Origin of the sequence: Streptomyces sp. NBC_00859, from assembly GCF_045161865.1 — a bacterium.
In the GTDB taxonomy this organism is placed as follows: domain Bacteria; phylum Actinomycetota; class Actinomycetes; order Streptomycetales; family Streptomycetaceae; genus Streptomyces.
Map to the genome: position 1 here is coordinate 2,206,528 of NZ_CP108826.1, position 21,456 is coordinate 2,227,983.

A 21,456-nucleotide genomic window follows, 5' to 3' on the forward strand; every position below is an offset into this window, starting at 1 on the left:
ATGGACCGTGAGATACAGGCTTTCGTTCCCGAACCGGCCCGCACCGAACGGATCGCGGCCGAGACGGCGGCGGTCACCGCCCGCTGGCCCGATCCCGCGGACCGGCCGCCCCTGTTCGGCGTCCCGGTCGGCATCAAGGACATCATCCACGTCGACGCGCTGCCCACCCGGGCGGGCTCGGCCCTCCCGCCGGAGGCCCTGGCCGGTCGCCAGGCCAAGGTCGTCGACCGGCTGCGAGCGGCGGGAGCGGTGATCGCGGGCAAGACGGTGACAGCCGAGTTCGCGGTACTGGCACCGGGCCCGACCCGTAACCCGCAGAACCCCGCGCACACACCCGGCGGATCGAGCAGCGGCTCGGCCGCGGCCGTCGCGGCGGGAATGGTCCCGCTGGCCGTGGGGACCCAGACGGTCGGCTCCGTCATACGGCCGGCCGCGTACTGCGGGGTGACCGCCTTCAAGCCGACGTACGGACGCATCCCGGTGGACGGCGTCATCGCGAACGCGCCGAGCTTCGACACCCTCGGCCTCTTCGCCGCGGACGTGGCCGGGCTGGTGCCCGCGGTGGCCGCGGTCTGCGACAACTGGCGCCCGTACGAGCCGGGCGCGGCCCCGGTCGGCCCCTCCCCCGTCCTGCCGGTGCTCGCCGTGCCGGAAGGGCCGTACCTGGAATGCGCCGGAGCTGAGGCACTCGACGTCTTCGCGACCCGGGTGGAGCGGCTCCGCGCGGCCGGATTCGCGGTGCGGCGCATCCCCGTGATGGCCGATTTCGAACAGATCAGGGCCCAGCTCTTCACCATGAACCGCTACGAGCTGGCCCGTACGCACGCGGAGTGGTTCGCCGAATACGGAGCGCTCTACCGGCCGGAGACGGCGCGCGCCATCCGTGAGGGCCAGGCCATCACGGAGGTGGAGTACACACGGGCCCAGCGGGAGCGGGTCGCCTTCCGGGACCGGATGGCGTCGGCGATGGACGGGATCGACCTGTGGATCACCCCGTCGGCGACCGGCCCGGCCCCCGTGGGGCTGGCCACCACCGGCAGTTCCGTCATGTGCCTGCCCTGGAGCAACGCGGGACTGCCGTCCCTGACGCTCCCGGCCGGGCACGCGGGCAACGGGCTGCCCCTGGGGATCCAGTGCGTGGGCGCCGCCGGGAATGACGAGCGCGTACTCGTGTGGGGCGCGGCGGTCGAGGCGGCGCTCGGGGAGGGGTGACCTCTCTGCCGTCGGCCGCCGGAGGAGCCGGACGCAGGGCCCCCGCTCGCCGGAGGAGCGTTCCGGCTCCTCCGGCGACAGCGGCGCGGAGTCCGGGGCGGAGCCCCGGGGGCACATCAGCCCAGCGGGTGCATCCAGCCGTGCTTGTCCTCGCCGATCCCGCGCTGGATGTCCAGCAGCGCCGACCGCAGTGCCAGCGTGACCTCGCCCGGTGTCCCGTCGCCCTGGGCCCACTCGCCGCCGGCCGACTTCACGGTGCCGACGGGGGTGATGACCGCCGCCGTGCCGCAGGCGAAGACCTCGGTGAGCGAGCCGTTCTCGGTGTCACGGCGCCACTGCTCGATCGAGACGCGGCCCTCCTCGGCGTCGTAACCGAGGTCACGGGCGACGGAGAGCAGCGAGTCACGGGTGACGCCCGCCAGCAGGGAGCCGGTGAGCGTCGGCGTGACGATCTTCGGCTTGCGGCCTTCCCCGCCCCCGTAGACGAAGCACAGGTTCATGCCGCCCAGCTCCTCCACCCACTTGTGCTCGACGGCGTCGAGGTAGGCGACCTGGTCGCAGCCCTGCCGGGCGGCCTCCGCCTGGGCCAGCAGGGACGCGGCGTAGTTCCCGCCGGTCTTCGCCTCACCCATGCCACCGGGCACCGCACGCACCCGGTCCTCGGACAGCCAGATCGAGACCGGCTTGACGCCGCCCTCGAAGTAGGCGCCGGCCGGCGAGGCGATCACGAGGAAGAGGTACTCGTTGGCCGGCTTCACACCCAGGCCGACCTCGGTGGCGATCATGAACGGACGCAGGTACAGGGACTCCTCGCCGCCGTGCGCCGGGACCCACGCCTTGTCCTGCTGGACCAGCGCGTCGCACGCGTCGAGGAACGTCTCGACCGGCAGCTCCGCCATGGCGAGGCGGCGCGCGGAGAGCTGGAAGCGCCTGGCGTTGGCCTCCGGGCGGAAGGTCGCCACGGATCCGTCGGGCTGGCGGTACGCCTTGAGCCCCTCGAAGATCTCCTGCCCGTAGTGCAGGGTCATGTTCGCGGGGTCGAGCGAGAGCGGCGCGTACGGGACGAGCTGGGCGTCGTGCCAGCCGCGCCCCTCCGTCCACTTGATGGTCACCATGTGGTCGGTGAAATGGCGGCCGAATCCGGGGTGGGCCATCAGCGCCTCCCGCTCCGCGTCGGACAACGGGTTGGAAGAGGGCTTGAGCTCGATCGGGAGCGTCGTCATGAGTGGTATGTCCTTCACCGGTTGTTTGTGACGGACCGCGCTCACGCCACTACTAGGACGTCCGAGCTTCCCCTCATACCGCGGCCCCACGTCCGATTATCGCTCGGAGGTGTCCGCTGATGAAAGGCGTGAATGCGGTCCAGGATTCGATGGTCGCACCCGGGGACCGCAAAACACAGCCGCCGGGTGTCTGGGAGACCCGGCGGCTGTGATGAATCAGTCGACGGGTCAGCCCGCTACTCGTACCGCGAGCGCGTCGCCGATCTCGTCGGTCGTACGCGACCCCGTGCCGCGCTCCGCCAGGTCGGCGGAGACCGCGTCCTCGATGCGGGCGGCCTCGGACTCGTGGCCGAGGTGGCGCAGCAGAAGGGCGACGGAGAGGATCGTGGCGGTCGGGTCGGCCTTGCCGGTGCCCGCGATGTCGGGCGCCGAACCGTGCACCGGCTCGAACATCGACGGGAAGGTGCCCGTCGGGTTGATGTTGCCGGAGGCCGCCAGGCCGATGCCGCCGGTAACGGCAGCGGCCAGGTCGGTCAGGATGTCGCCGAAGAGGTTGTCGGTGACGATGACGTCGAAGCGCTCGGGCTGCGTGACGAAGAAGATCGTCGCGGCGTCGACGTGCAGGTAGTCGGTGGTGACGTCCGGGAACTCCTGGCTCACCTTGTCGAAGATGTTCTTCCACATGTGGCCGGCATAGACGAGGACGTTGTTCTTGTGCACCAGCGTCAGCTTCTTGCGCGGGCGCGCCTGGGCGCGGGCGAACGCGTCCCGGACGACCCGCTCGACGCCGTACGCCGTGTTGACGCTGACCTCGGTCGCGATCTCTGCGGGCGTGCCCGTGCGGAGGCTGCCGCCGTTGCCGGTGTACGGGCCCTCGGTGCCCTCACGGACGACGATGAAGTCGATGTCCGGGCGGCCGGCGAGCGGGGTGGCCGTGTTCGGGAAGAGCTTCGACGGGCGGAGGTTGACGAAGTGGTCGAAGGCGAAGCGGAGCTTGAGCAGCAGACCGCGCTCCAGGACGCCCGACGGCACGGAGGGGTCACCGATCGCGCCGAGCAGGATCGCGTCGTGCTGCTTGAGCGAGTCGAGTTCGGCGTCCGGGAGGGTCTCACCGGTGCGGTGCCAGCGCTGAGCACCGAGGTCGTACTCCTCGGTCTCCAGCTTCACATCCTGAGGAAGGACCGCGTTCAGGACCTTGAGGCCCTGGGCCACGACTTCCTGGCCGATGCCGTCACCGGGGATCACTGCGAGATTGAGGCTGCGAGACATGACGGCACTCTACTGCTCCGTCCCAGGGGATGACATGAGGCGTCCAGTATCCGGACATGTGATCTGCTGTACGGGCACCGTTCATCCGTACGGCAGGCGCGCGTCAGGCGGACCGGGCACCTTGTCGGCCATGGACACACCTCGCTTCGGTATCCCCGAGAAGCTCGCCGACCGGATGAGTATGGCCGAGCAGCACGAGTACCTCCGGACCCGGCTGACCCGCCGCGGAGTGCTCCGTACGACCGCTGCCGGCGCCGCGGTCACCGTCGCCGGTACCGCCCTGGGCACGCCGTCCGCGTACGCCGCACCCGCGAACAGCGCCACGCACTCCATGCCGGCCGTCGACGGCTCGCTGGTCGCACCCTTCGGCAGGCACCTCGCCTACGGCGCTGACCCCAGGACGCAGATGCGGGTCTCCTGGCAGGTCCCGTTCGCGGTGAAGCGGCCGTACATCCGGATCGGCACCTCGCCCTGGGACCTGAGCAGGAAGATCACCGCCGAGGTGCGGCACCTGACGACGCCGAGCCTGAACGGCGGGCAGATCGCCGCCGCGGAACAGTTCTACGTGCACGCGGGACTCGACCGGCTGCGGCCCGGAGCGACGTACTACTACGGCGTCGGACACGATGGCTTCGACCCGGCCGACCGCCGCAACCTGGGCACGCTCGGCACCTTCCGCACCGCGCCGTCCCGCGCCGAGCCGTTCACCTTCACGGCCTTCGGCGACCAGGGCGTCAGCTACCACGCGCTCGGCAACGACCAGCTGATCCTGGGCCAGAACCCGTCGTTCCACCTGCACGCGGGCGACATCTGCTACGCGGACCCCTCGGGCTCCGGCCAGGAGACGGACGCCTACGACGCCCGCACCTGGGACCAGTTCCTGGCCCAGACCGAGACAGTCGCGAAGACCGTGCCGTGGATGGTGACCACCGGCAACCACGACATGGAGGCCTGGTACTCCCCAGACGGCTACGGCGGCCAGAACGCCCGCTGGTCGCTGCCGGACAACGGCCCGGACCCGGTCGGCCAGCCCGGCGTGTACTCGTTCGTGCACGGCAACGTCGGGGTGGTCGCGCTGGACGCCAACGACGTCTCGTACGAGATCCCCGCCAACCACGGCATCAGCGGCGGCAAGCAGACCCGCTGGCTCGACAGGCGCCTGGGTGAACTGCGCGCGGACCGCGACGTCGACTTCGTCGTGATCTTCTTCCACCACTGCGCGTTCTCGACGACGAACTCGCACGCGTCGGAGGGCGGGGTACGCGAGCAGTGGGTGCCGCTCTTCGAGAAGCACCAGGTGGACCTGGTCATCAACGGCCACAACCACGTGTACGAGCGCACGGACGCGATTCTGCGCAACAAGGTCGCGCGCAAGGTGCCGGCCGGCGAGCGGACGGACCCGACACGGGACGGCATCGTGTATGTCACCGCGGGCGGCGCGGGCAAGTCGCTGTACGACTTCCCGGCGCCCGACAGCTATGAGGGACACGTCCACGAACAGGAGAGCGTGCCCACTTACCACTGGGTCGAGGGCGGCGCCAAAGCGACCGAGACCGTGGAGTGGTCACGGGTGCGCTACACCGGCTACTCGTTCCTCGCGGTGGAGGTCACAACCGGCCGGCAGGCGGCGCTGAAGGTCAGCGCGCTCGCCGAATCGGGCGAGCGCATCGACCACTTCGAGATCCGGCGCGGTCACTGAGCCACGTCACTGAGCCACCGGCCCCGGACCGCGACAGACAGCCTCCCGCGACCGCCCTCGCCGTACCGCCTCGCGCCGTACGGCGGGGGCGGTCGTGCGTGGGGCGGCTGTGCGTGGGGGGCGGCTGTGCGTACAGGACTGACGCGCTCACAGCTCCCGGCAGGGAGACCCCGGTCAGTGCCCGGTGGAGCCGCCGTTGTCACGGCGGTCGAGTGCGCGCTGGAGGGCGGCTGCCGCGTTCTTGCGGTCGGAATCACCCGAGCGGGCGGCGCGGGTGGTGTGACGGACGCGGCGGACAGTCGTCTCGGCCATGGTGATCGACTCCTTTGAAGCAAGGGGGATATCGATGCGCCGGAGGGGGCGGGGAGCGGGCGCCGCAGGGGTTACCTGCTCCAAGGCGCCGCTCACGACCGCCAGTCGCTGGGTCGAGCGAGACGTTCGGCTTCTTTCAAGCTAGGGGAGCCGAGCCCGTCTGTCTGCACAATTACTCGGACTTCCTACTATCTGAGACGCACTCACGAAAGTGCACACCTACCTAGGTTGCATTCCTAACTAGATAGTGATGCACTGTCGTCATGGCCGCAGACCGCAGATCCAGCTGGCTCAAGGGTGTCCTTGACCTCCTCGTCCTCTCCTGCCTCACCGGTGGTGAGAGTTACGGATACGAGATCGCCAAGTCACTGGCCGCCGCCGGGCTGGGCGAGATCAAGGGCGGAACGCTCTACCCCGTACTCAACCGACTCGAAGAGGCCGGACTGGCCGTCGGGGAGTTCCGCGCCGCGGAGCGGGGGCCGGGACGGCGGTACTACCGCCTGACCGACGCGGGCCGGCGGGCGCTCGGTGAACAGAGCGCTTCCTGGCTGGAGTTCCACGCGGCCGTGAAGAGCACGCTGTATCCAGGGGGAACAGGGGACATGACATGACGAAGTATTTCGACGACCTCACCGCGGCACTGCGCTCGCACGGCATGCCCGGGGAAGACGTGGCGGCCACCGTCGCGGACCTCTCGGGGTACCTCGCGGAGACCGGTACGAGCGCGGAGGAGGAGTTCGGCCCGGCCGTGATCTTCGCGGAGCGGCTCGCCGGGGGCGGTGGCGCCGGAGAGCCCGGGGACGGGGCCGAGACCTGGAAGTGGATCTGCGACATCTACACGGACCGCAGGTATCTGAACTTCTACGGGGACCAGGGCTGGGAGCTCGAAGGGCTGGACCGGCTCGGCCGGTTCGTCTGCCACCGGGACCCGGACGCGGCGATGCGCTGGGAGTACCGGCGGGAGGCCGCGAAGAACGCCGCCGAACGGGACACCCTCGCGGCCGGCCTCGCCCCGGACGGCTGGGAGCCGTGCGGGCACTGGGTCTTCTACATGTACTTCAAGCGCCCCAAGGCCGCCGGCGCCGGCCCGGCCGCCGCACTGGACACCACCCCACGCGCCCCCGACCGGCATCTCCTGCTCGGCGACCGGTACCGCGGCAAGCTGAGGCAGATGGCGGTGTCGGCCGTCATCGCGGGACTCGTGACGTTCGCGCTCATCCACTTCAGCGGGGGCCTCCCGAGGACCCCGGTCCTGATCGGCGCCGCCGTCGCGGCACCGCTCGCCGGCTACCTCGGCTGGCGGCGCATCAAACGCGAGGTGATCAGCGGAGCCGAGGGCTGAAACGCCGGAGTCCCGCACCCGCCGTCGCCGGCCTCCCGCACCCGCCGTCCCACGGACACCGCGGGCGCCGTTTCAACGGACCAGCGCACTGACGGTCGGCCCCCATCCGTACAGCCGGTCGTCGAGATCACGCACACAGGGTTCGTGCCGGTGGGGAGCGAGTGTCCTGCGCGCATCCCGCACGCGGTCCATACCCGCCCCGTACCAGGCCACCTCCAGCTGCTCCAGCGCCTGGAGCGCGTGTGCGCAGGCGCGGTCGGGGCGGCCGTCGGCGGCCTCCACACCGGCCAGGTCTCCCAGGACGACGGTCCGCTGTCTGCCGTCGCTCCGCGGAGTCCGTTCGAGCACCCCCAGGAGGGTCTGCCGGGCCTGCGACAGGAGCCCCGCCTTCAGCTGGGTGTTCCCCTTGACGGCGGCCAGTGCCGCTGGGCTGAACCAGTCCAGCCAGTCCGGGCTCGGGTGGGCCGGCTCCTGGATCAGCGCGTCCTCGGCCTGACCGATCAGGTGCAGAGCGGTGCGGGTGTTCCCGCACCTGGTCTGGCACTCCGCCTCGACCGTGTCCAGCCACGCCAGGAAGAGCGGGGAGGGCCGCCCCCTGCGGGCGAACGAACGCGCCGCCTGCATGCGCTCCATCGCCGCTTCGTGCTGCCCTTCCCACCCCGGGACGAGTGCCAGGTGGGCCAGTACGGCCGCGCCGAGCACCTGGTCGTCGGCCTCCGCGGCCATCTGCAGGGCCAGCAGCATGGTCTGGCCGGCCTTTTCCGGCTCCCGTAAGTCGAAGAACGTGATGCGCCCGGCCAGCAGATACGTCTCCGCCAGCGCCCCCGCCAGCTTCTTCCGCGTCTTCCCGGTGGTCTCCGGCAGCAGCACGCTGCCGAGGTTGGCGTGCGCTATCACTGCCGGACAGAGCTTGTCGGGAGCGACCGACCAGTACAGGTGCCGGTGCGCGGATGTGACATCGAGGAAGTCGACCGCCGCGGAAGGCGGCTGAGTGAGAGTCGACTGCCGCACCGCCACCACGGACAGCCGCCCCGCCCCCGCGCTCGACGCCGGCCTGCGCGCTCCCGCGGCGGGGGTGCCGTGCCCTCCCGGCGCCGTGAAGCCGAGGTCCGGCAGGTCCTGGCCGAGTACGTGTGTCAACGCCCTGCACTGTTCAGGATGCGGCCAGCCGGGGTTCCCCGATTCCCAGCGCCTCACCGTGCGGACATCGACGTTCAGCATCCTGGCGAGTTCCGCTTGCGAGCGGTACCCCTTCGCCAGCCGGGCCGCTCTCAGACGGGAGTTCCCCCCTGCGGGCGTCCTCGTGATCACGCTGTACCTCCTGTGCTCCCGGCTTTGCCACGACACCTCAGAGGATGTCATCCCCGAGTACCATCTCCCTCCGGAAATAGCCTACTTATGACTCTCAATGTCCTACGGATGTCCTTGTCATCCAGCTGATCGCGGGCGAGTCTTGTCGCACTGACAGTCGCTCAGATGTACGACGGGAGATGACATGGCCCTGCGGAGGCCGCCGGTCGAAGCGGTCCCCATCCTGGTGCCACGCGGGGTGGGACTAGGGGCGATGGCGATTCTCGGTGACCGCTGCGGCGCCGTCCTGGAGGACGGTGAGGGGCTCCGTCTGTACTGGTTCGTGGCCAAGGACACCGCCGAGGACTGGAACGTGGGCAGCACCCGATGTGTGCGATCGGCGGATCTGCCCCCCGTGCCGCCCCCGAATCTCACTGCGGGTCCTGGCCCGCGCTGGCGCATGTGCCCGGGTGACAACAGGTGGCTCACGAACACCGCCGCTCTCAAGGCCGCCCTGGCCGACGCCTTCAGCTCGGCACCGGCGGTACGGAACCCCACCGCACACGACACCCCGCGCGCTTCGTGATCCCTGAGTGCCGTTGCGGGAACCCGTGCGCCCGAAAACTTCAGCCGTGGCCACCGGCGCACCAGCGGATCCACCCGGATCGGCCGGATCAACAACTGCGCCTTTCCCCCTGCGCCGTTGGGCCACCGGGGCGCCTCACCGCGACAGGCCGTCCGGCCGTCCCGTGCCCGGCCGCTCATCTCCCCATGCCAGTCCCTCCCCCTCCCTCCGGAGCTTCCGTGACCGACAGCAGACGCCTTCCCGGCACCCCCGAAGCGGACCGATCGGGCCGGCCGAGATCGCGCGGGAGACGGGTGATCGGGTCCGCTCCCGCCCGGTGAGCGGGGGCCCACTCAAGGACCTTGGCGTACGGAGCCGTACTCCAGAGGAACGGTCCGCCGGAGCGGCCGGGCAGGTGGCGTGTCCACCGGCCGGGGGCCCTGATCTCCGGTTACGGCGTCCACGTCCTGCCGCGCGGACTCAAGCCGCCACGAAGCCGTTCCCACTCCGCCCGCTCGCCTGTCGCCCACACCCGCCCCTGCACCTGCCCGTCGCCCGGCTGTTCGTCCGACTGTTCTCCCGTCTTCGTCCGAGGATCTGATGACCCCACTCACCACGGCCGTATTCGTCGTGCTCCTGCTGTGCACGGCCCTCGCCATCGCCAAGGCCATGAGCTACCGCAGGAGCGCGCACAGCAGCGCCTGCGAGATCCAGAAAGTGAAGGACGAGGCAACCAGGCACCTCACGCACATAGGCCGGCTGAACGGCGAGGTGGGCCAGCTGAGCGACCAGGTGAAGGTCCTGGCCACGACGCTCGACGAGCGCGACGCGGAGGCCGACTACACCGTGCGGTTCCGGCTGCGCCAGGTGGTGGATGAGGTGATGGCAGGGCACACTCCGCCGGACCCCGGCCCCTTGCACACTCACCTGGCCGGTACGCCGTTCGCCCAGGCGATGGAAGAAGTCGTACGGATCGTCCTCGGAAACGGCGAAGCAGCGGCCCAGCAGGCCGAGCAGCATGCGGAGGTGGCCGCCCGGTCCGCGATGAACGCGGCCACCAAGTCGATGCAGGCCCTCCTCAACGAGCTGGATGCCGCCGTCATGGAGACGCTGTCGCGGCACGCCGACGAGAAGGTACTGGCCGACCTGCAGGACATCGACCATCTCTGCCGCCAACTGGCACGCCGGGCGACGGGCATCAGTATCCTGACCGGCTCCTGGCCCGGCCGCAGCCGCCAGAACTCGTCGATATCCAACGTGGTGCGCGGCAGCATGGGCCTCATCCGCGACTTCAAGCGGATCAAGGTCACCGGGAACCCGCCGTTCGACGTCCTGGGCCGTGCCGTGGAACCGGTCGTGCTGGCTGTCGCGGAACTGTTCGACAACGCCGCCCGGCATTCCTCGCCGAGCCAGGACGTACGGGTGTGGTTCGTCGAGGGCCACAACGGCGTCACCATCGGCGTCGACGACGCGGGGATCGGCATGCTGCCCGAGACCAAGGTCCAGGCAGTCACTGTCCTTTCCGGAAGGATGCCGGTCCGTCTGACGCAGATACCCGCCCCGCCGCAGCTCGGACATCTCGTGGTGGGCCAGCTGGCCGCAAGGTACGGCTTCAGGGTGAGCGCCACCCAGGACTCCGACTTCGGGGGTGTCCGGGCGACTGTCTTCCTCCCCAGTGAACTGCTCGTCGCGTCCAGCAGCCCGCTGTCCCTGCCCGGCAACCAGCGGGTGGCGCAGCCGGTGACACCGTCTCCCGCCCTGGAGGGCACGGTGACCGGTCCTCACACGGAGCCGGCCCCGACGCGCCCCGACGGCCTGCCGCAACGCCGTCGCTCGGCCAGGCAGACGGCCCCGGCCGAGCAGGGGCCGGCCACTCATACCCCCACCAACCCCGGTCAGGTCTTGGGGGCCTTCACCCGCCGCAGGCAGGCCACCGAGAGCACCCCTCCCGATGAAAGGAATTCGTCTTGAGCTCCCCCAACAACGCCGGCTCCCCCACGGGGAGCATCGACTGGATCCTCGACGACCTGGTCAGGACGCCTCACACGCGGCACGCGCTGCTCACTTCCGCCGACGGCCTGGTCGTGGCCCTCTCCCACGCCACCGGGAAGGACCGCGGGGACAGAACGGCCGCGGCCGTCTCCGGCCTGCAGGCACTCAGCCGTACGGCTGCGGAATTCGCGGACTGCGAGAGCGAGCCCCTGGAACAGACTCTGATCCAGTTCTCCGGCGGCTACTTCATCATCATGGCCGCCGAGCGCGGGAGCGTCCTGGCCCTCAGTGCGAGCAAGGAGGCAGATATCGCGATCGTCTCCGACGCCATGGTGAATGTGATCGCCCGCCTCGGGCGCGCCATGGCCGTTCCGGAGCGCGACAGCATAAGCACGGGCTCATGACGGGGGCCCGCGAGGGCCGGGACCAGCTGGTACGTCCCTACGTCGTCACCGGTGGCCGCTCGACCGCCGGACGCAACGCGTTCTCCGAGGTCACGCTCGTGATGCTCGGTACTGACGGCCTCTCCAGCAGCAGCCTCACCCCCGAACAGACCGGCGTCCTGGAGCTCCTGCGGCACGGGGCACTGTCGGTTGCCGAGATCAGCGGGTACCTCGGGCTGGCCCTCAGCGTGCTGCGGATCGTCCTGTCGGACCTGATGGACAGCGGTCATATCAGGACCCGCTCGCCGATACCGGCCGCCCGTCGCGCCGACCGAGACCTCTTGGAGGCAGTCCTTGCTGGACTCCAGAACATCTGACCCCGGGACCCTTGGCGGCAGTGCCTTCCTCCGGGGCACGGAGAACACAGTGAAGATCGTGGTCGCCGGTCACTTCGGTGCCGGCAAGACCACTTTCATCGGGACGTTGTCGGAGATCCGGCCGCTGTCCACCGAGGAGGTCATGACCACCGCGAGCGAGGGCACCGACAGCCTCGCCGGACTGCCGCACAAGACGACCACCACGGTCGCCATGGACTTCGGCCGGCGGACCCTGAGCGAAGACCTGGTGCTGTACATGTTCGGCGCCCCCGGCCAGGCGCGGTTCGATTTCCTGGAGGGCCTCGTTCAGGGGGCCCTGGGAGCTCTCGTGCTGGCCGACACCCGGGTTCTGGCCGAGAGCTTCCCGGTCATCCAGCGGCTCGAAGAACTCGGTGTGCCGTACGCCATCGCGATCAACGTGTTCGACAACCACCCCGAACGCCGGGACTACACCGTGGAACAGCTGCGTTCCGCGATGGATCTGGAACCCGGAACACCACTCGTCCTCTGCGACGCACGCGACCGGCTCAGCGCCAAACAGGCTCTGATCACGCTCGTCACCTACCTCCTCACTCTGCCCCCGGAGCCCTCCTGATGACTACTCACCGCTCCCCCGGTCCGGGCCAGGCACCGGCCCCGGGCTGTCCGGTCGGCCGCGGGGCCGACCCGACGCCGCAGGGCCGGCTGATCCCGATCCACGGACCGGATTTCTCGGCCAACCCCGGCGCCACGTACGCGGCTCTGCGGAAGCTGGGGCCGATCGCCCCCGTCGAGATCGCACCGGGCGTCGCGGGGTACCTCACCACGACCTACCGGGCCGCTCTCCACCTGCTGCGCAACACTCCCAGCCTGTTCGCCAAGAACCCCGAGCACTGGGTGGCGCTGCGCAGCGGGCAGGTACCCGCCGACAGTCCGGCCGCCGTCATGATGATGCCGCGGGACAACGCGCTGTGGATGGACGGGGCCGCTCACACCCGGCTGCGCTCGGCCATCACCGACAGCCTGGCCCAGGTGGACACCCATGCCCTCACCGAGATGGTGACCCAGGTGGCGGACGAGCTGATCGACGCCTTCGTCGAGCAGGGTGAGGTCGACCTCGTCGCCCAGTACACCGAACCGTTGCCGATGCTCGTCCTGGCCCGGCTGTTCGGCTGCTCGCCCGACATCACCCGTGACCTGCTCACGTCCATCGCGATGCTCTTCGACACCGACGAGAACGCGGCCGAGGCGAACGCCGCGGTGCTCAAGGCGTGCATGGCGCTGATCACTCTCAAACAACGCCGGCCGGGCCGCGACATCACCTCGTGGCTGCTGGCACATCCCACCCGGCTGACCGACGAGGAGATGACGCAGCAGATCCTCCTCACGGTCGGCGCGGCAAGCACCCCCAGCACGAACCTGAGCAGCAACGCCCTCGCGCTGATCCACGGCGAGAAGGAGATACGCGGGGGCCTCTTCGAGGGTGTCATGCCCGTCAGCGATGCCGTGGACCACGTGCTCTGGACCGACCCACCGGTCTCCAACTACAGCCCGCTGTACGCGCTCACCTACCAGGCGTACGAGGGGGTGACGCTTCCTCCGGGGGTACCGATCCTGGTCAGTTTCGCCGCAGCCAACGGCGATCCCGAGCACCACATGACCGGCAACCAGTACGTGGGAAACCGCGGGCATCTCGCCTTCAGCGCGGGCGTTCACGGCTGTCCCGCGCCGGGCCTCGCCCGCGTGATCGCCGAGACCGCCATCGAGCGCGTCCTGGACCGGCTTCCCGACCTCACGCTGTCCTGCCGGCCGGAGCAACTCGTGCGCCGTCCGGGGACGTTCCACTCCGGATGGACCAGTCTGCCCTTCACCTTCGAGCCCACCGCGCCCTCGACGCGTGCGTCAGCCACACCCGCGTCCTCCACCACCGTTTAGGAGAGCCCGAATGGAACCCACCACCACCGGTTGCCCCTACATCCTGGATGCCGGCGCCGCCGACATCCACGGCGAAGCCGAACGGCTGCGTGCGCACGGCCCGGCCGCCCTGGTCGAACTGCCCGGCGGTATCGAGGCCTGGTCGGTGACCGACCCGGAGCTCATCAAGCGGCTGCTGTCCGACCCACGGGTCTCCAAGGACGCGTACAGCCACTGGCCGGCGTTCGTCAACGGCGACATCCCCGAGGACTGGCCGCTGCGTATCTGGGTCAGCGTCCGCAACGCCCTGACCGCGTACGGCTCCGAGCACAAGCGGCTGCGGCGTCTCATCGCCCCCGCGTTCAGTGCCCGCCGGGTCCGTGCGCTGACCCCCGCCATCGAGAAGGTCACCGCCGAGCTCCTCGACAGCCTCGGGCAGGAGGGGGACGGCGTCGTCGACCTGCGGGAACGGTTCTCGGGGGAACTTCCGCTGCTCGTCGTCAACCTGCTGCTCGGCGTACCCACCGGGCTGCACGCCAGGTTCCGGTCCGCGGTGGGCAGTCTGTTCTCCACCGGCCTCAGCGGAGAGGAGGCCATGGCGAACGCGATGGAGGTCAGCCAGATCCTGACGGAGCTCATCGCCGCGAAGCGCCAGGTCCCGGGCGACGACGTCACCACCGCGCTCATCGCAGCCCACGACGACGAGACCGGAACCGAGCTGGACGAGGAGGAACTCCGTGACTCCCTGCTCCTGCTGATCGGCGCGGGCCACGAGACGACGGTCAACGCCATCGGCCACGGGGCCTGCAGCCTCCTCACCCACCCCGAACAGCTGGCCCTCGTACGCTCCGGACGCCATACCTGGAGCGACGTGGTGGAGGAGTCCCTGCGCCACCAGGCCCCGATCGCCAGCATCATCATGCGATACCCCATCGAGGACATCCACGACAGCGGTCTGGTCTTCGCCAAGGGCACCCCCATCGTCATCAACTACGCGGCCGCCGGCCGCGACCCCCACGTCCATGAGGACGCCGGGCGCTTCGACATCACCCGCACCAAGAAGGACCACCTCTCCTTCGGCCACGGGGCGCACTTCTGCCTCGGCGCGGAACTGGCCCGCCTCGAAGCCGGCATCGCCCTGGCCGCGCTCTTCGACCGCTTCCCCGATCTCGCCCTCGCCGTACCCGTCGAAGACCTGCAGCCGATGCCGTCGTTCATCTCCAACGGCCCGCAGGAGATCCCTGTCCGCTTGAAGGGGCCGGTCCGGGCCGTTCTCGCCTGAGCCGCACACCTGTACACGCAGGCAGTTCGCCACTGTGCTCACGTCCGGCAGCGCTGTCGCCGTGGCTGCCGGGCAGCCACCTCGGCCCCGACGGCTACGGCGGTTCCACGGCTGACGTGAGCCGTCACGCATGTGCTGTGGGGAGGCCGGGTGGGGCGCTCCGCTTGCCTGCCGGCCGGTGTCGGACACCGGCCGACAGACAAGCAGTAATGGGTGTCGGGCCGCTCGCGAGCGGCGGCCCAGGTACGCGTCCCCGGAACCGCCTGCGTTCCGGGGAACGCCCTGCACCGTTTCCCTTCTCACCGACGCCCGGGGGCACGTCAGTTCACGACGCCCGGGACGGCGAATCCAGCCGGAACGGGGGATGCTTCAGGCAGAAAAGCCGTTTCCCCCGGAACGTGTCTTCGCCTCACGAGACCTCACTCACCTGGCCCGCTCAAGGTGATCCGGGTCGGGGAAACCTGTCGGCACTGGAGATTTCGAGGCGTCCTTCGGATCGTACGGGTCGCTCGACTGACTCCCGTAGTCACGGAGCACCTCCTTCTTGGCGTCTCCCACATCCGTGCATCCGCTTCGAGCCCAAAGTGAGGCACCGGGCTTCTGACCGGCCTCGCGCTTCAACGGAACGAGCACAAGCTTCACGTCACGCACTGTGGACGAATAAACATTCCTACCCGAAGGACGAAGGTCCCACCCTGCGTCAGCCAATTCAAGTTTCAGCGATTGCAGAAACTCCGAACCGGTTTCCTTGCCACTCGCTTCAATAAGGGGTGAGTAGATTTCGTACATGCTGGAGTTCTCGACATCGCCTCCTGTGCATTCAGCGAATCGGCCGACGCCGGGCGTTGCGCCACTCGGGGGCGTACCAGCACGGAGGCGGAGTCCAGTTGGAATCGGTGGAGGCCAGCTGACCGGAGCCGCCTCCGCTGTTGCCGGAGGCGTGGTACTTGATTGATACCTGGGAGCCGATGGTCCGGTTTGGGTGCTCGGTCCGCTTGGCTCCGCTGATGGTGTCTTCCGCACTGGCTGGCGCAACGACTGCCCACAGCAGCGAGCTACTGATGACCGAAACCAGGACTGGCTTACATATCACCTTCACATGCACTGAGCGGCCTCCCCCTGCACCTTGATCTCCCTGGCGCGCCAGAGACCGTTGACGCCGTCCGCAGCACTCATCCCGATCTGCCAGAAGTAGAAGTCCTTGACGCTCCTGGTGGTTCGGGTCACGGCGCCACTCTTGACGTTCTTGCTGTAGAGCTTCGAACCGTCACTACAGAAAGTAACAACGGCGGCCTTCTTGCCGTTGACCGACTGCACCTTGGGCTCGTAGTACTTCCTCTCGCCGGTGACGGTCATACCCGCCTCAACATGCTGGGCGATCTGGTCCCGCGCATAATCCTGGGCAAGGCTCTGGAATTCGGAGTAGAACTTGTAAGCTGCGTCGTCCTTGTCCTGCTTGACGATTCCGTGTTCGATGGCGCGAATGAAATTCTCGGCATCGCCCAGGGCTGCAGCCTGGTCCGGATCCGCCAGATGGGACACGGGGAACGCGAACTTGACGTCTCCAGGAAGCTTCACATCGGGCCGGTCAATACCGGGCGCCTTGCTCGGCGCAGGCTTACTCGGCGCCGCGGTCTTCTTCGCTCCCCCGCCATCCGCGCCGGCGGTCTTGTCGTTACCGGAGCCCTTGTCCCCACCTCCGCATCCGGTCAGCAACAGGGCAGCGGCCGCCGCGAAGGATACTGCGGCGGGCAGGACACGACTGCGGTTCACTGGTAACTCCCGTTAGGCGAGGGTTCTTTGAGTCAAAGGTTCGTACTAAGACCTGTCCCGTAAATGATCTCTGCCTGGTGTGGACGTGGGCGGTGACCAGCCCGACCGCTCGTCTATCCGGCGAGGTTGAGGTTGTGCAGGCGGGCGATGCCGAGCATGGCGTGGTGGACGCCGTCGCCCTTGAGGCGGCAGTCGCGGAGGATTTTCCAGGTCTTCATGCGGGCGAAGACGTGCTCTACGCGGGCGCGGACCTGTTTGTGGGACTTGTTGTGGGCGTGTTTCCAGTCGGGCAGTTCCTCGCCGTTGCGGCGCCGGTGTGGCATCACCAGCCCGGTGCCCGGATAGCCGCCGTCGGCGATTGTCATCGTCTTGCCGACGGCGGCCTTCGCGCCGGACTCCTCCCACGCCTTGCAGTCGTTGCGGTTGCCGGGCAGAGGCCGGCCGACCACCACAACGAGCCGAGTGTCGGCGTCGATAACGACCTGGTGGTTCGTGGAGTACCGGTAGTTCTTGGACTGCTCGGCGATGGTGTGGTCGCGGGTGGGCACCAGGGTGCCGTCCACGATGAGCACGGTGTCCTTGCGGAACCGCTTGCGGGGCTGCAGCGCGAGGGACGGGCCGAGGTGGTCGATGATGCGGTCGGCCGCGGACTTCGAGATACCGAAGAGAGGGGCGATCTGGCGCAACGTCAAGTTCGTGCGCCAGTAAGCCGCTACCAGCAGCACCCGGTCCTCCAGCGGAAGAGACCACGGGCGGCCCTTGCGGACCGGATCTGCACCTTCGCGGCGCAGCGCGGTCACCAGCTTGCCGAAGATACGCGGGCTCAGCCCGGTGAACGGGGCTATCCAGGACGGCTCCGACGCCGTGATCACACCAGACACAGCAAGATCATCTCACCTGTGACCAGCAGTTACGGGACAGGTCTTAGCACCAGCCGCGCAGACGTTCAGCCCATCCTCCCAGCGAGAATACGGCGCTCGGTATCGGCCTCGGCCTCTGTGACCTCCTTGGGGTGACCGGCGCGCTGGCGCTGCACATCCGCGAGGAAGCCATGCGCCTGCCTCCTTACAGAGGGTGTCGAGCTCCTGCCGTACAGGGCTGGGACCTTCTTTTCTGGCCTACCAGCCATAGGAACCTTCCAGAAATTATACGTTTGGAACTAATTCGAGCTTCGCCGAACGGACACACTAGGTGGATTCGAATTAATTTCCTTCGCAGCCCCACCCAGATCAAGGCATTTACTCTGCACGCGGAAGGCAACCGTCCTGTCATTGATCGTGGATGCTTGCATCTCAACACTTACACCATTCTTTGATGCGGAGCGAATCCCACCGGATGGCTTCAAGTGCCACCCGATATTATCCAATCGATTGGCAACCGTAGCCATGAAATGCTCACGCGTCATCTTTTCTTGGCTCTTCCCCTCAGGGTTGAGAACAGATCCGACAATGAAGATCAGTGAATCATCCCGATCGTCATCACACCCCTGAAAGTATCTCTGGGCCGGAGACCTATTCGCCTTATCGCCAATCGCATCGTAAAGTTTCCAGTAGGTTTCCGTCACGGACTTCTGTGATTTGTTAGCCAGCTTCTTTCCTTCGGCGAGACTCGGCTCGGCACTCCCGCCCGAACAGGCACTCGTAAGCACTGCAACCGTGAGAAACATTGGCAGCCATGGATGCTTCATCATTAACCAGCTATCTTTTATCCGTCGGTGCGACCTTGAGCTCGCAGGCCGAATGAATTATGCCTTCCAGCAATAGAGAGGCCCACTTCGGGGTCTTTCCTGGCGGCCTTCTTCGCGGCCTTCTGGGCGGCGACCTGCGTCTTGTACTTGCCCAGGTCACCCGCTCCGGAAGTGACCATGCCCGCGCCCAGCCCTGCGTCCTTGTCCAGCTTCTCCTCATCCATCACCAGGCTGTGGCGGCGCCGGAGCATGGCCAGTTGGCCGTGCGCCCAGGTGAGGTGACCGGTCATCTTCGTCAAGCGGGACGGATCCATCTGAAGGCGTCTCGCGTGGTTCATCCATCTGTCTATGTGAGGCTGGCCCGCCGCAGCCCCGTCGCCGGAGTTGGTGTTGATCAACTTGATGAGATCGCCGAGTCTGTCCGGGTTGATGCCCTGGAAACCCTTACCAGCATCCGGATCCATGAACGTCCCCATGGGTCAGTGCTCAAGTCAAGTGAAGTTGTGACGAGTTGCGCGAGCGGGGCCGCGAGCATGGCAGAGCGCCCCCCGGTGCCTCATGACGCTATCTGTCGTGCCCATGGTTTCGCCAGTGCCAACACTGTTACCGGCCGTGATCCCGCACAGCGGAACGCCCCGGCTCGCCCCGACTTCGCAAAGCTGTCGGAGCAATCCGGGGCGACGGACGGTCAGGACTGGACGCCGAACCGACCGGAGAAACTACTGGGCCTTCGCGGCGTTCCTGCGGCGCAGGGCGAACACCATGCCGCCGCCGAGCGCCACCGCTGCCGCGCCGGCTCCGGTGAGCAGCGGGGTGTTGCTGGAGCCCGTCGACGCCATGGTGCCGGTCGCGCCGCCGGACGACGAGGAGCCGCCCGTGCTGAGCGCGGAGCCCGTGCCACCGGTGGACTGGGCATGGGTGCCGCTCTGGGTGGCCGCGCCCCCGGTGTCCGAGCCACCCGTCGTGCCGGCCGACGAACCACCCGTGGCGGTACCGCTGTTGGAGCCGCCGGACGTTCCCGAGCCGGAACCCGAGCCGGTCCCCGTCCCCGTGCCCGAACCCGTGACGTCGACCGTGAGCTTGGCCTTGTCGTTGGCGGGGTTCTTGTCGAAGTCCGGGTGGATGTCGTACACCGAGGTGGCCTTGACCTCGCCCGACGTGTCCTTCGCACCCTTCTCGATCTTCAGCACGAACTTGTAGGCGTTGAGCGAGCCCACCTCGTAGATGTGGTCCGGGGGCAGGCAGACGTACTTGGGCTTCCCCGGTGCGGACGGGCCGCTCGGGCCGTCTATCCCGAAGGGCTGGCAGTCCTTCGGGACCTCGACGGCCGTGGTGCCCTTGGGAATGTTGACCATCACCGCGGGCTGGTCGTCGCTGGTGTTGATGTCGACCCAGCCGGGGCCGTCGTTGCGCAGTCCCGCGGTCACCGTGACCTTGTCGCCCGGCTTGCCCTTGGCCGTGTCCCCGACCGCCGCGAGGTCGGCCGTGCTGTCCGCGGTGACCGCGAGCGAGCGGTAGCTGAGCGCAGTCGACCCGGACTCCGGGTCGCCGCCGGTGGTTCCCGTGCCGTACTCCACGTTCTCCATCAGCGCCTTCGGCAGCACCTTGAAGTTGACGGGCGCGGTGAAGTGCTGGCCGGGCTCCAGCACCTTGTCGAAGTGGCACACGGCCACGGAGACCTGGTCGCTGTCGGTGGAGTAGGTGCAGCCTGCCGCGTTGTCGGGGAAGGCCAGGCCGCGGGTGATCCGCAGGCGCATCGTGACGCCGTCCGCGGGAGCGTCGCCCTGGTTGGTGAAGGTGAGGGAATCCGTCCGGACCTCGCCCGGCTTCCAGGGATCGCTGGACAGCTCGGACACCACGAGAGCCGGGGCAGCCGCGTCATCGGCGTGCGCCTGGACGGCCGGTGCGAGGGCTACGGCAAGCAGGGCGGCCGCGACGGCGGACACGGAGCTGATGCGGTGACGCAAAATGATTCTCCTGTTATGGGTTCACGAACGCGTATCAAACCTTGGATGCACGAAAGTCGAACGAAGTTGCGCGCACACACCGGACCATCACTGATGAGGCACGCTTTCTCCACATCGGCCGTCGTTGCCAGCCACTCAGGACCGAACCTCAGGTCGTACGCCGGCCACAGCCGGTCCAGCCGCTCGGCGACGACCCCTCGGCGAGCTGCTCCGGCGTGAACATGCCGGAGATCCGGGTCCGCGGCCGCCGCGCAGCCGGCGCAGGGCATGCAGCTCCGCCATGTCCGACACCGGGAAGCCGAAGCCGTTCTCGTCGAGCTCGTCGAGCTCGTCGAGCTCGTCGAGATGAACGATGATCTCGTCCGCGTCCGCGTCGGTGCCGGTCCGGTAGCGTCGCCGGGCGACTCAGCCGTCCCGCCGGGAAGCACCTCCGGGAAGCACCGCGGACAGCAGCCCGTCCTGTCCGGGGTACGGACGTTCCCGGGGCAGCAGCGCTGCCGCGCCCTCGTCGTCACCGGCTCGGACGAGCGCATGAATCCGGTGGGCCAGCGGGGTCACATCGGTGATCGACACGGTCCACTCGTCGGCGTACCGGCGGGCAGCGGGGCCGGCGAGGCCGAGCTGCAGCGAGCGGTGGGGCTGGGGCCTGAGCCGCAGGTCCCGTTCCGGATCCCACTGCACACGGGCCGGTGACTGCCGCAACTCCCGCTTCCAGGAAGCCTGGTCGGGATGGACAGTGCGCTCGTAGGAGGAGAGGCAGGCGTGACGCAACGCCCAGTCGAAACCGGCTCTGCTCATCTCGACGGCGAGCACCGTCTCCTGACCCTCCTTCGTCCCCCAGCCGCAGCGGTACATCATCCACAGGAACGACGGCTTGATCCACGTCATCCGGTCCCGCTTCCAGGCCGCGGGGAACCGGCCGTCGCGCGCCGCCGGGAGCCCGATGGACGGGGTGTACGCCTGGTACACGGTGACCGTCGACTCGGTGTGCAGGGCGCGGACGTGGTGCTTCGGCACCTCGACGGTCCGCGCATCGGCGCGGTGATCGTTCAGTTGTTCTGCCACCCGGCCAGGGTGCTCCATCGCCGCTCTCGCGCACCACCGAAATACCGCTCCGCCGACGGGACGCGGCCCGCGGGAACGGCGCCACCGGACAGGCGGGGTGCCGCCGGACATGGAACCGCCCCCTC

The 21,456-nt window shown here is 68.5% G+C and carries 21 protein-coding genes; 11 read left to right on the forward strand and 10 right to left on the reverse strand.

Annotated features, from left to right (window positions below):
• Complete coding sequence (locus tag OG584_RS09115; RefSeq protein WP_405776829.1) at positions 1-1,212, forward strand: amidase; 1,212 nt, start codon at positions 1-3, stop codon at positions 1,210-1,212.
• A gap of 116 nt (positions 1,213-1,328) precedes the next feature.
• Here the strand turns inward: OG584_RS09115 and OG584_RS09120 are convergent, their stop codons facing one another.
• A complete protein-coding gene (locus tag OG584_RS09120; protein WP_405776831.1) occupies positions 1,329-2,435 on the reverse strand; it encodes a branched-chain amino acid aminotransferase in 1,107 nt (368 codons plus the stop codon).
• A 228-nt stretch (positions 2,436-2,663) separates the two neighbouring features.
• A complete protein-coding gene (locus tag OG584_RS09125; protein ID WP_405776833.1) occupies positions 2,664-3,704 on the reverse strand; it encodes a 3-isopropylmalate dehydrogenase in 1,041 nt (346 codons plus the stop codon).
• Positions 3,705-3,834: 130 nt separating this feature from the next.
• Between OG584_RS09125 and OG584_RS09130 the strand changes: the two genes are divergently transcribed.
• On the forward strand, positions 3,835-5,403 hold the full coding sequence (locus tag OG584_RS09130; protein WP_405776835.1) for a purple acid phosphatase family protein: 1,569 nt from the start codon (positions 3,835-3,837) through the stop codon (positions 5,401-5,403).
• A gap of 174 nt (positions 5,404-5,577) precedes the next feature.
• Here OG584_RS09130 and OG584_RS09135 read toward each other — a convergent pair whose 3' ends face one another.
• Positions 5,578-5,715 carry a hypothetical protein gene (locus OG584_RS09135; protein ID WP_405776837.1) on the reverse strand — a complete coding sequence of 46 codons (138 nt, stop codon included), beginning with the start codon at positions 5,713-5,715 and terminating at the stop codon, positions 5,578-5,580.
• 263 nt (positions 5,716-5,978) lie between these two features.
• Between OG584_RS09135 and OG584_RS09140 the strand changes: the two genes are divergently transcribed.
• Both OG584_RS09140 and OG584_RS09145 read left to right on the forward strand, forming a co-directional pair.
• Positions 5,979-6,326 carry a PadR family transcriptional regulator gene (locus OG584_RS09140; protein ID WP_405776839.1) on the forward strand — a complete coding sequence of 116 codons (348 nt, stop codon included), beginning with the start codon at positions 5,979-5,981 and terminating at the stop codon, positions 6,324-6,326.
• Entirely contained in the window at positions 6,323-7,057 is a 735-nt protein-coding gene (locus OG584_RS09145) for a hypothetical protein (protein WP_405776841.1), read from the forward strand. Before OG584_RS09140 ends, OG584_RS09145 begins: the two co-directional genes overlap by 4 nt.
• A gap of 72 nt (positions 7,058-7,129) precedes the next feature.
• Here the strand turns inward: OG584_RS09145 and OG584_RS09150 are convergent, their stop codons facing one another.
• The gene (locus OG584_RS09150; RefSeq protein WP_405776843.1) at positions 7,130-8,419 is read right to left on the reverse strand and encodes a multiprotein-bridging factor 1 family protein; all 1,290 of its coding nucleotides are present in this window, start codon (positions 8,417-8,419) and stop codon (positions 7,130-7,132) included.
• Positions 8,420-8,552: 133 nt separating this feature from the next.
• Between OG584_RS09150 and OG584_RS09155 the strand changes: the two genes are divergently transcribed.
• The 7 genes from OG584_RS09155 to OG584_RS09185 all read left to right on the forward strand — a co-directional run bounded on the left by OG584_RS09155 (position 8,553) and on the right by OG584_RS09185 (position 14,839).
• Positions 8,553-8,933, forward strand: a complete 381-nt coding sequence (locus tag OG584_RS09155) for a hypothetical protein (protein WP_405776845.1) — start codon at positions 8,553-8,555, stop codon at positions 8,931-8,933.
• A gap of 579 nt (positions 8,934-9,512) precedes the next feature.
• Complete coding sequence (locus OG584_RS09160) at positions 9,513-10,883, forward strand: ATP-binding protein (RefSeq protein WP_405776846.1); 1,371 nt, start codon at positions 9,513-9,515, stop codon at positions 10,881-10,883.
• Positions 10,880-11,308: a roadblock/LC7 domain-containing protein gene (locus OG584_RS09165; protein WP_405776848.1), complete on the forward strand. Its 429-nt coding sequence runs from the start codon at positions 10,880-10,882 to the stop codon at positions 11,306-11,308. Before OG584_RS09160 ends, OG584_RS09165 begins: the two co-directional genes overlap by 4 nt.
• Positions 11,305-11,664, forward strand: coding sequence for a DUF742 domain-containing protein (locus tag OG584_RS09170; protein WP_405776850.1), 360 nt, complete (start codon positions 11,305-11,307; stop codon positions 11,662-11,664). Before OG584_RS09165 ends, OG584_RS09170 begins: the two co-directional genes overlap by 4 nt.
• A gap of 49 nt (positions 11,665-11,713) precedes the next feature.
• A complete protein-coding gene (locus tag OG584_RS09175; protein WP_405776852.1) occupies positions 11,714-12,259 on the forward strand; it encodes a GTP-binding protein in 546 nt (181 codons plus the stop codon).
• On the forward strand, positions 12,259-13,578 hold the full coding sequence (locus OG584_RS09180) for a cytochrome P450 (protein ID WP_405776854.1): 1,320 nt from the start codon (positions 12,259-12,261) through the stop codon (positions 13,576-13,578). The genes OG584_RS09175 and OG584_RS09180 overlap by 1 nt, the downstream gene beginning before the upstream one ends.
• A gap of 10 nt (positions 13,579-13,588) precedes the next feature.
• On the forward strand, positions 13,589-14,839 hold the full coding sequence (locus OG584_RS09185) for a cytochrome P450 (protein ID WP_405776856.1): 1,251 nt from the start codon (positions 13,589-13,591) through the stop codon (positions 14,837-14,839).
• A 423-nt stretch (positions 14,840-15,262) separates the two neighbouring features.
• On the opposite strand, the gene OG584_RS09190 is transcribed toward OG584_RS09185, so the two are convergent.
• The 6 genes from OG584_RS09190 to OG584_RS09215 form a co-directional block, all read right to left on the reverse strand.
• The gene (locus tag OG584_RS09190) at positions 15,263-15,628 is read right to left on the reverse strand and encodes a hypothetical protein (protein WP_405776858.1); all 366 of its coding nucleotides are present in this window, start codon (positions 15,626-15,628) and stop codon (positions 15,263-15,265) included.
• 306 nt (positions 15,629-15,934) lie between these two features.
• The gene (locus OG584_RS09195; RefSeq protein ID WP_405776860.1) at positions 15,935-16,612 is read right to left on the reverse strand and encodes a hypothetical protein; all 678 of its coding nucleotides are present in this window, start codon (positions 16,610-16,612) and stop codon (positions 15,935-15,937) included.
• 113 nt (positions 16,613-16,725) lie between these two features.
• Positions 16,726-17,493 carry a transposase gene (locus OG584_RS09200; protein WP_405773694.1) on the reverse strand — a complete coding sequence of 256 codons (768 nt, stop codon included), beginning with the start codon at positions 17,491-17,493 and terminating at the stop codon, positions 16,726-16,728.
• 823 nt (positions 17,494-18,316) lie between these two features.
• Positions 18,317-18,763, reverse strand: a complete 447-nt coding sequence (locus OG584_RS09205; RefSeq protein ID WP_405776861.1) for a hypothetical protein — start codon at positions 18,761-18,763, stop codon at positions 18,317-18,319.
• A gap of 255 nt (positions 18,764-19,018) precedes the next feature.
• Complete coding sequence (locus OG584_RS09210; RefSeq protein WP_405776863.1) at positions 19,019-20,266, reverse strand: LPXTG cell wall anchor domain-containing protein; 1,248 nt, start codon at positions 20,264-20,266, stop codon at positions 19,019-19,021.
• Between the two features lie 405 nt (positions 20,267-20,671).
• Entirely contained in the window at positions 20,672-21,349 is a 678-nt protein-coding gene (locus OG584_RS09215) for a DUF4291 domain-containing protein (protein WP_405776865.1), read from the reverse strand.
• Positions 21,350-21,456 lie beyond the last annotated feature (107 nt).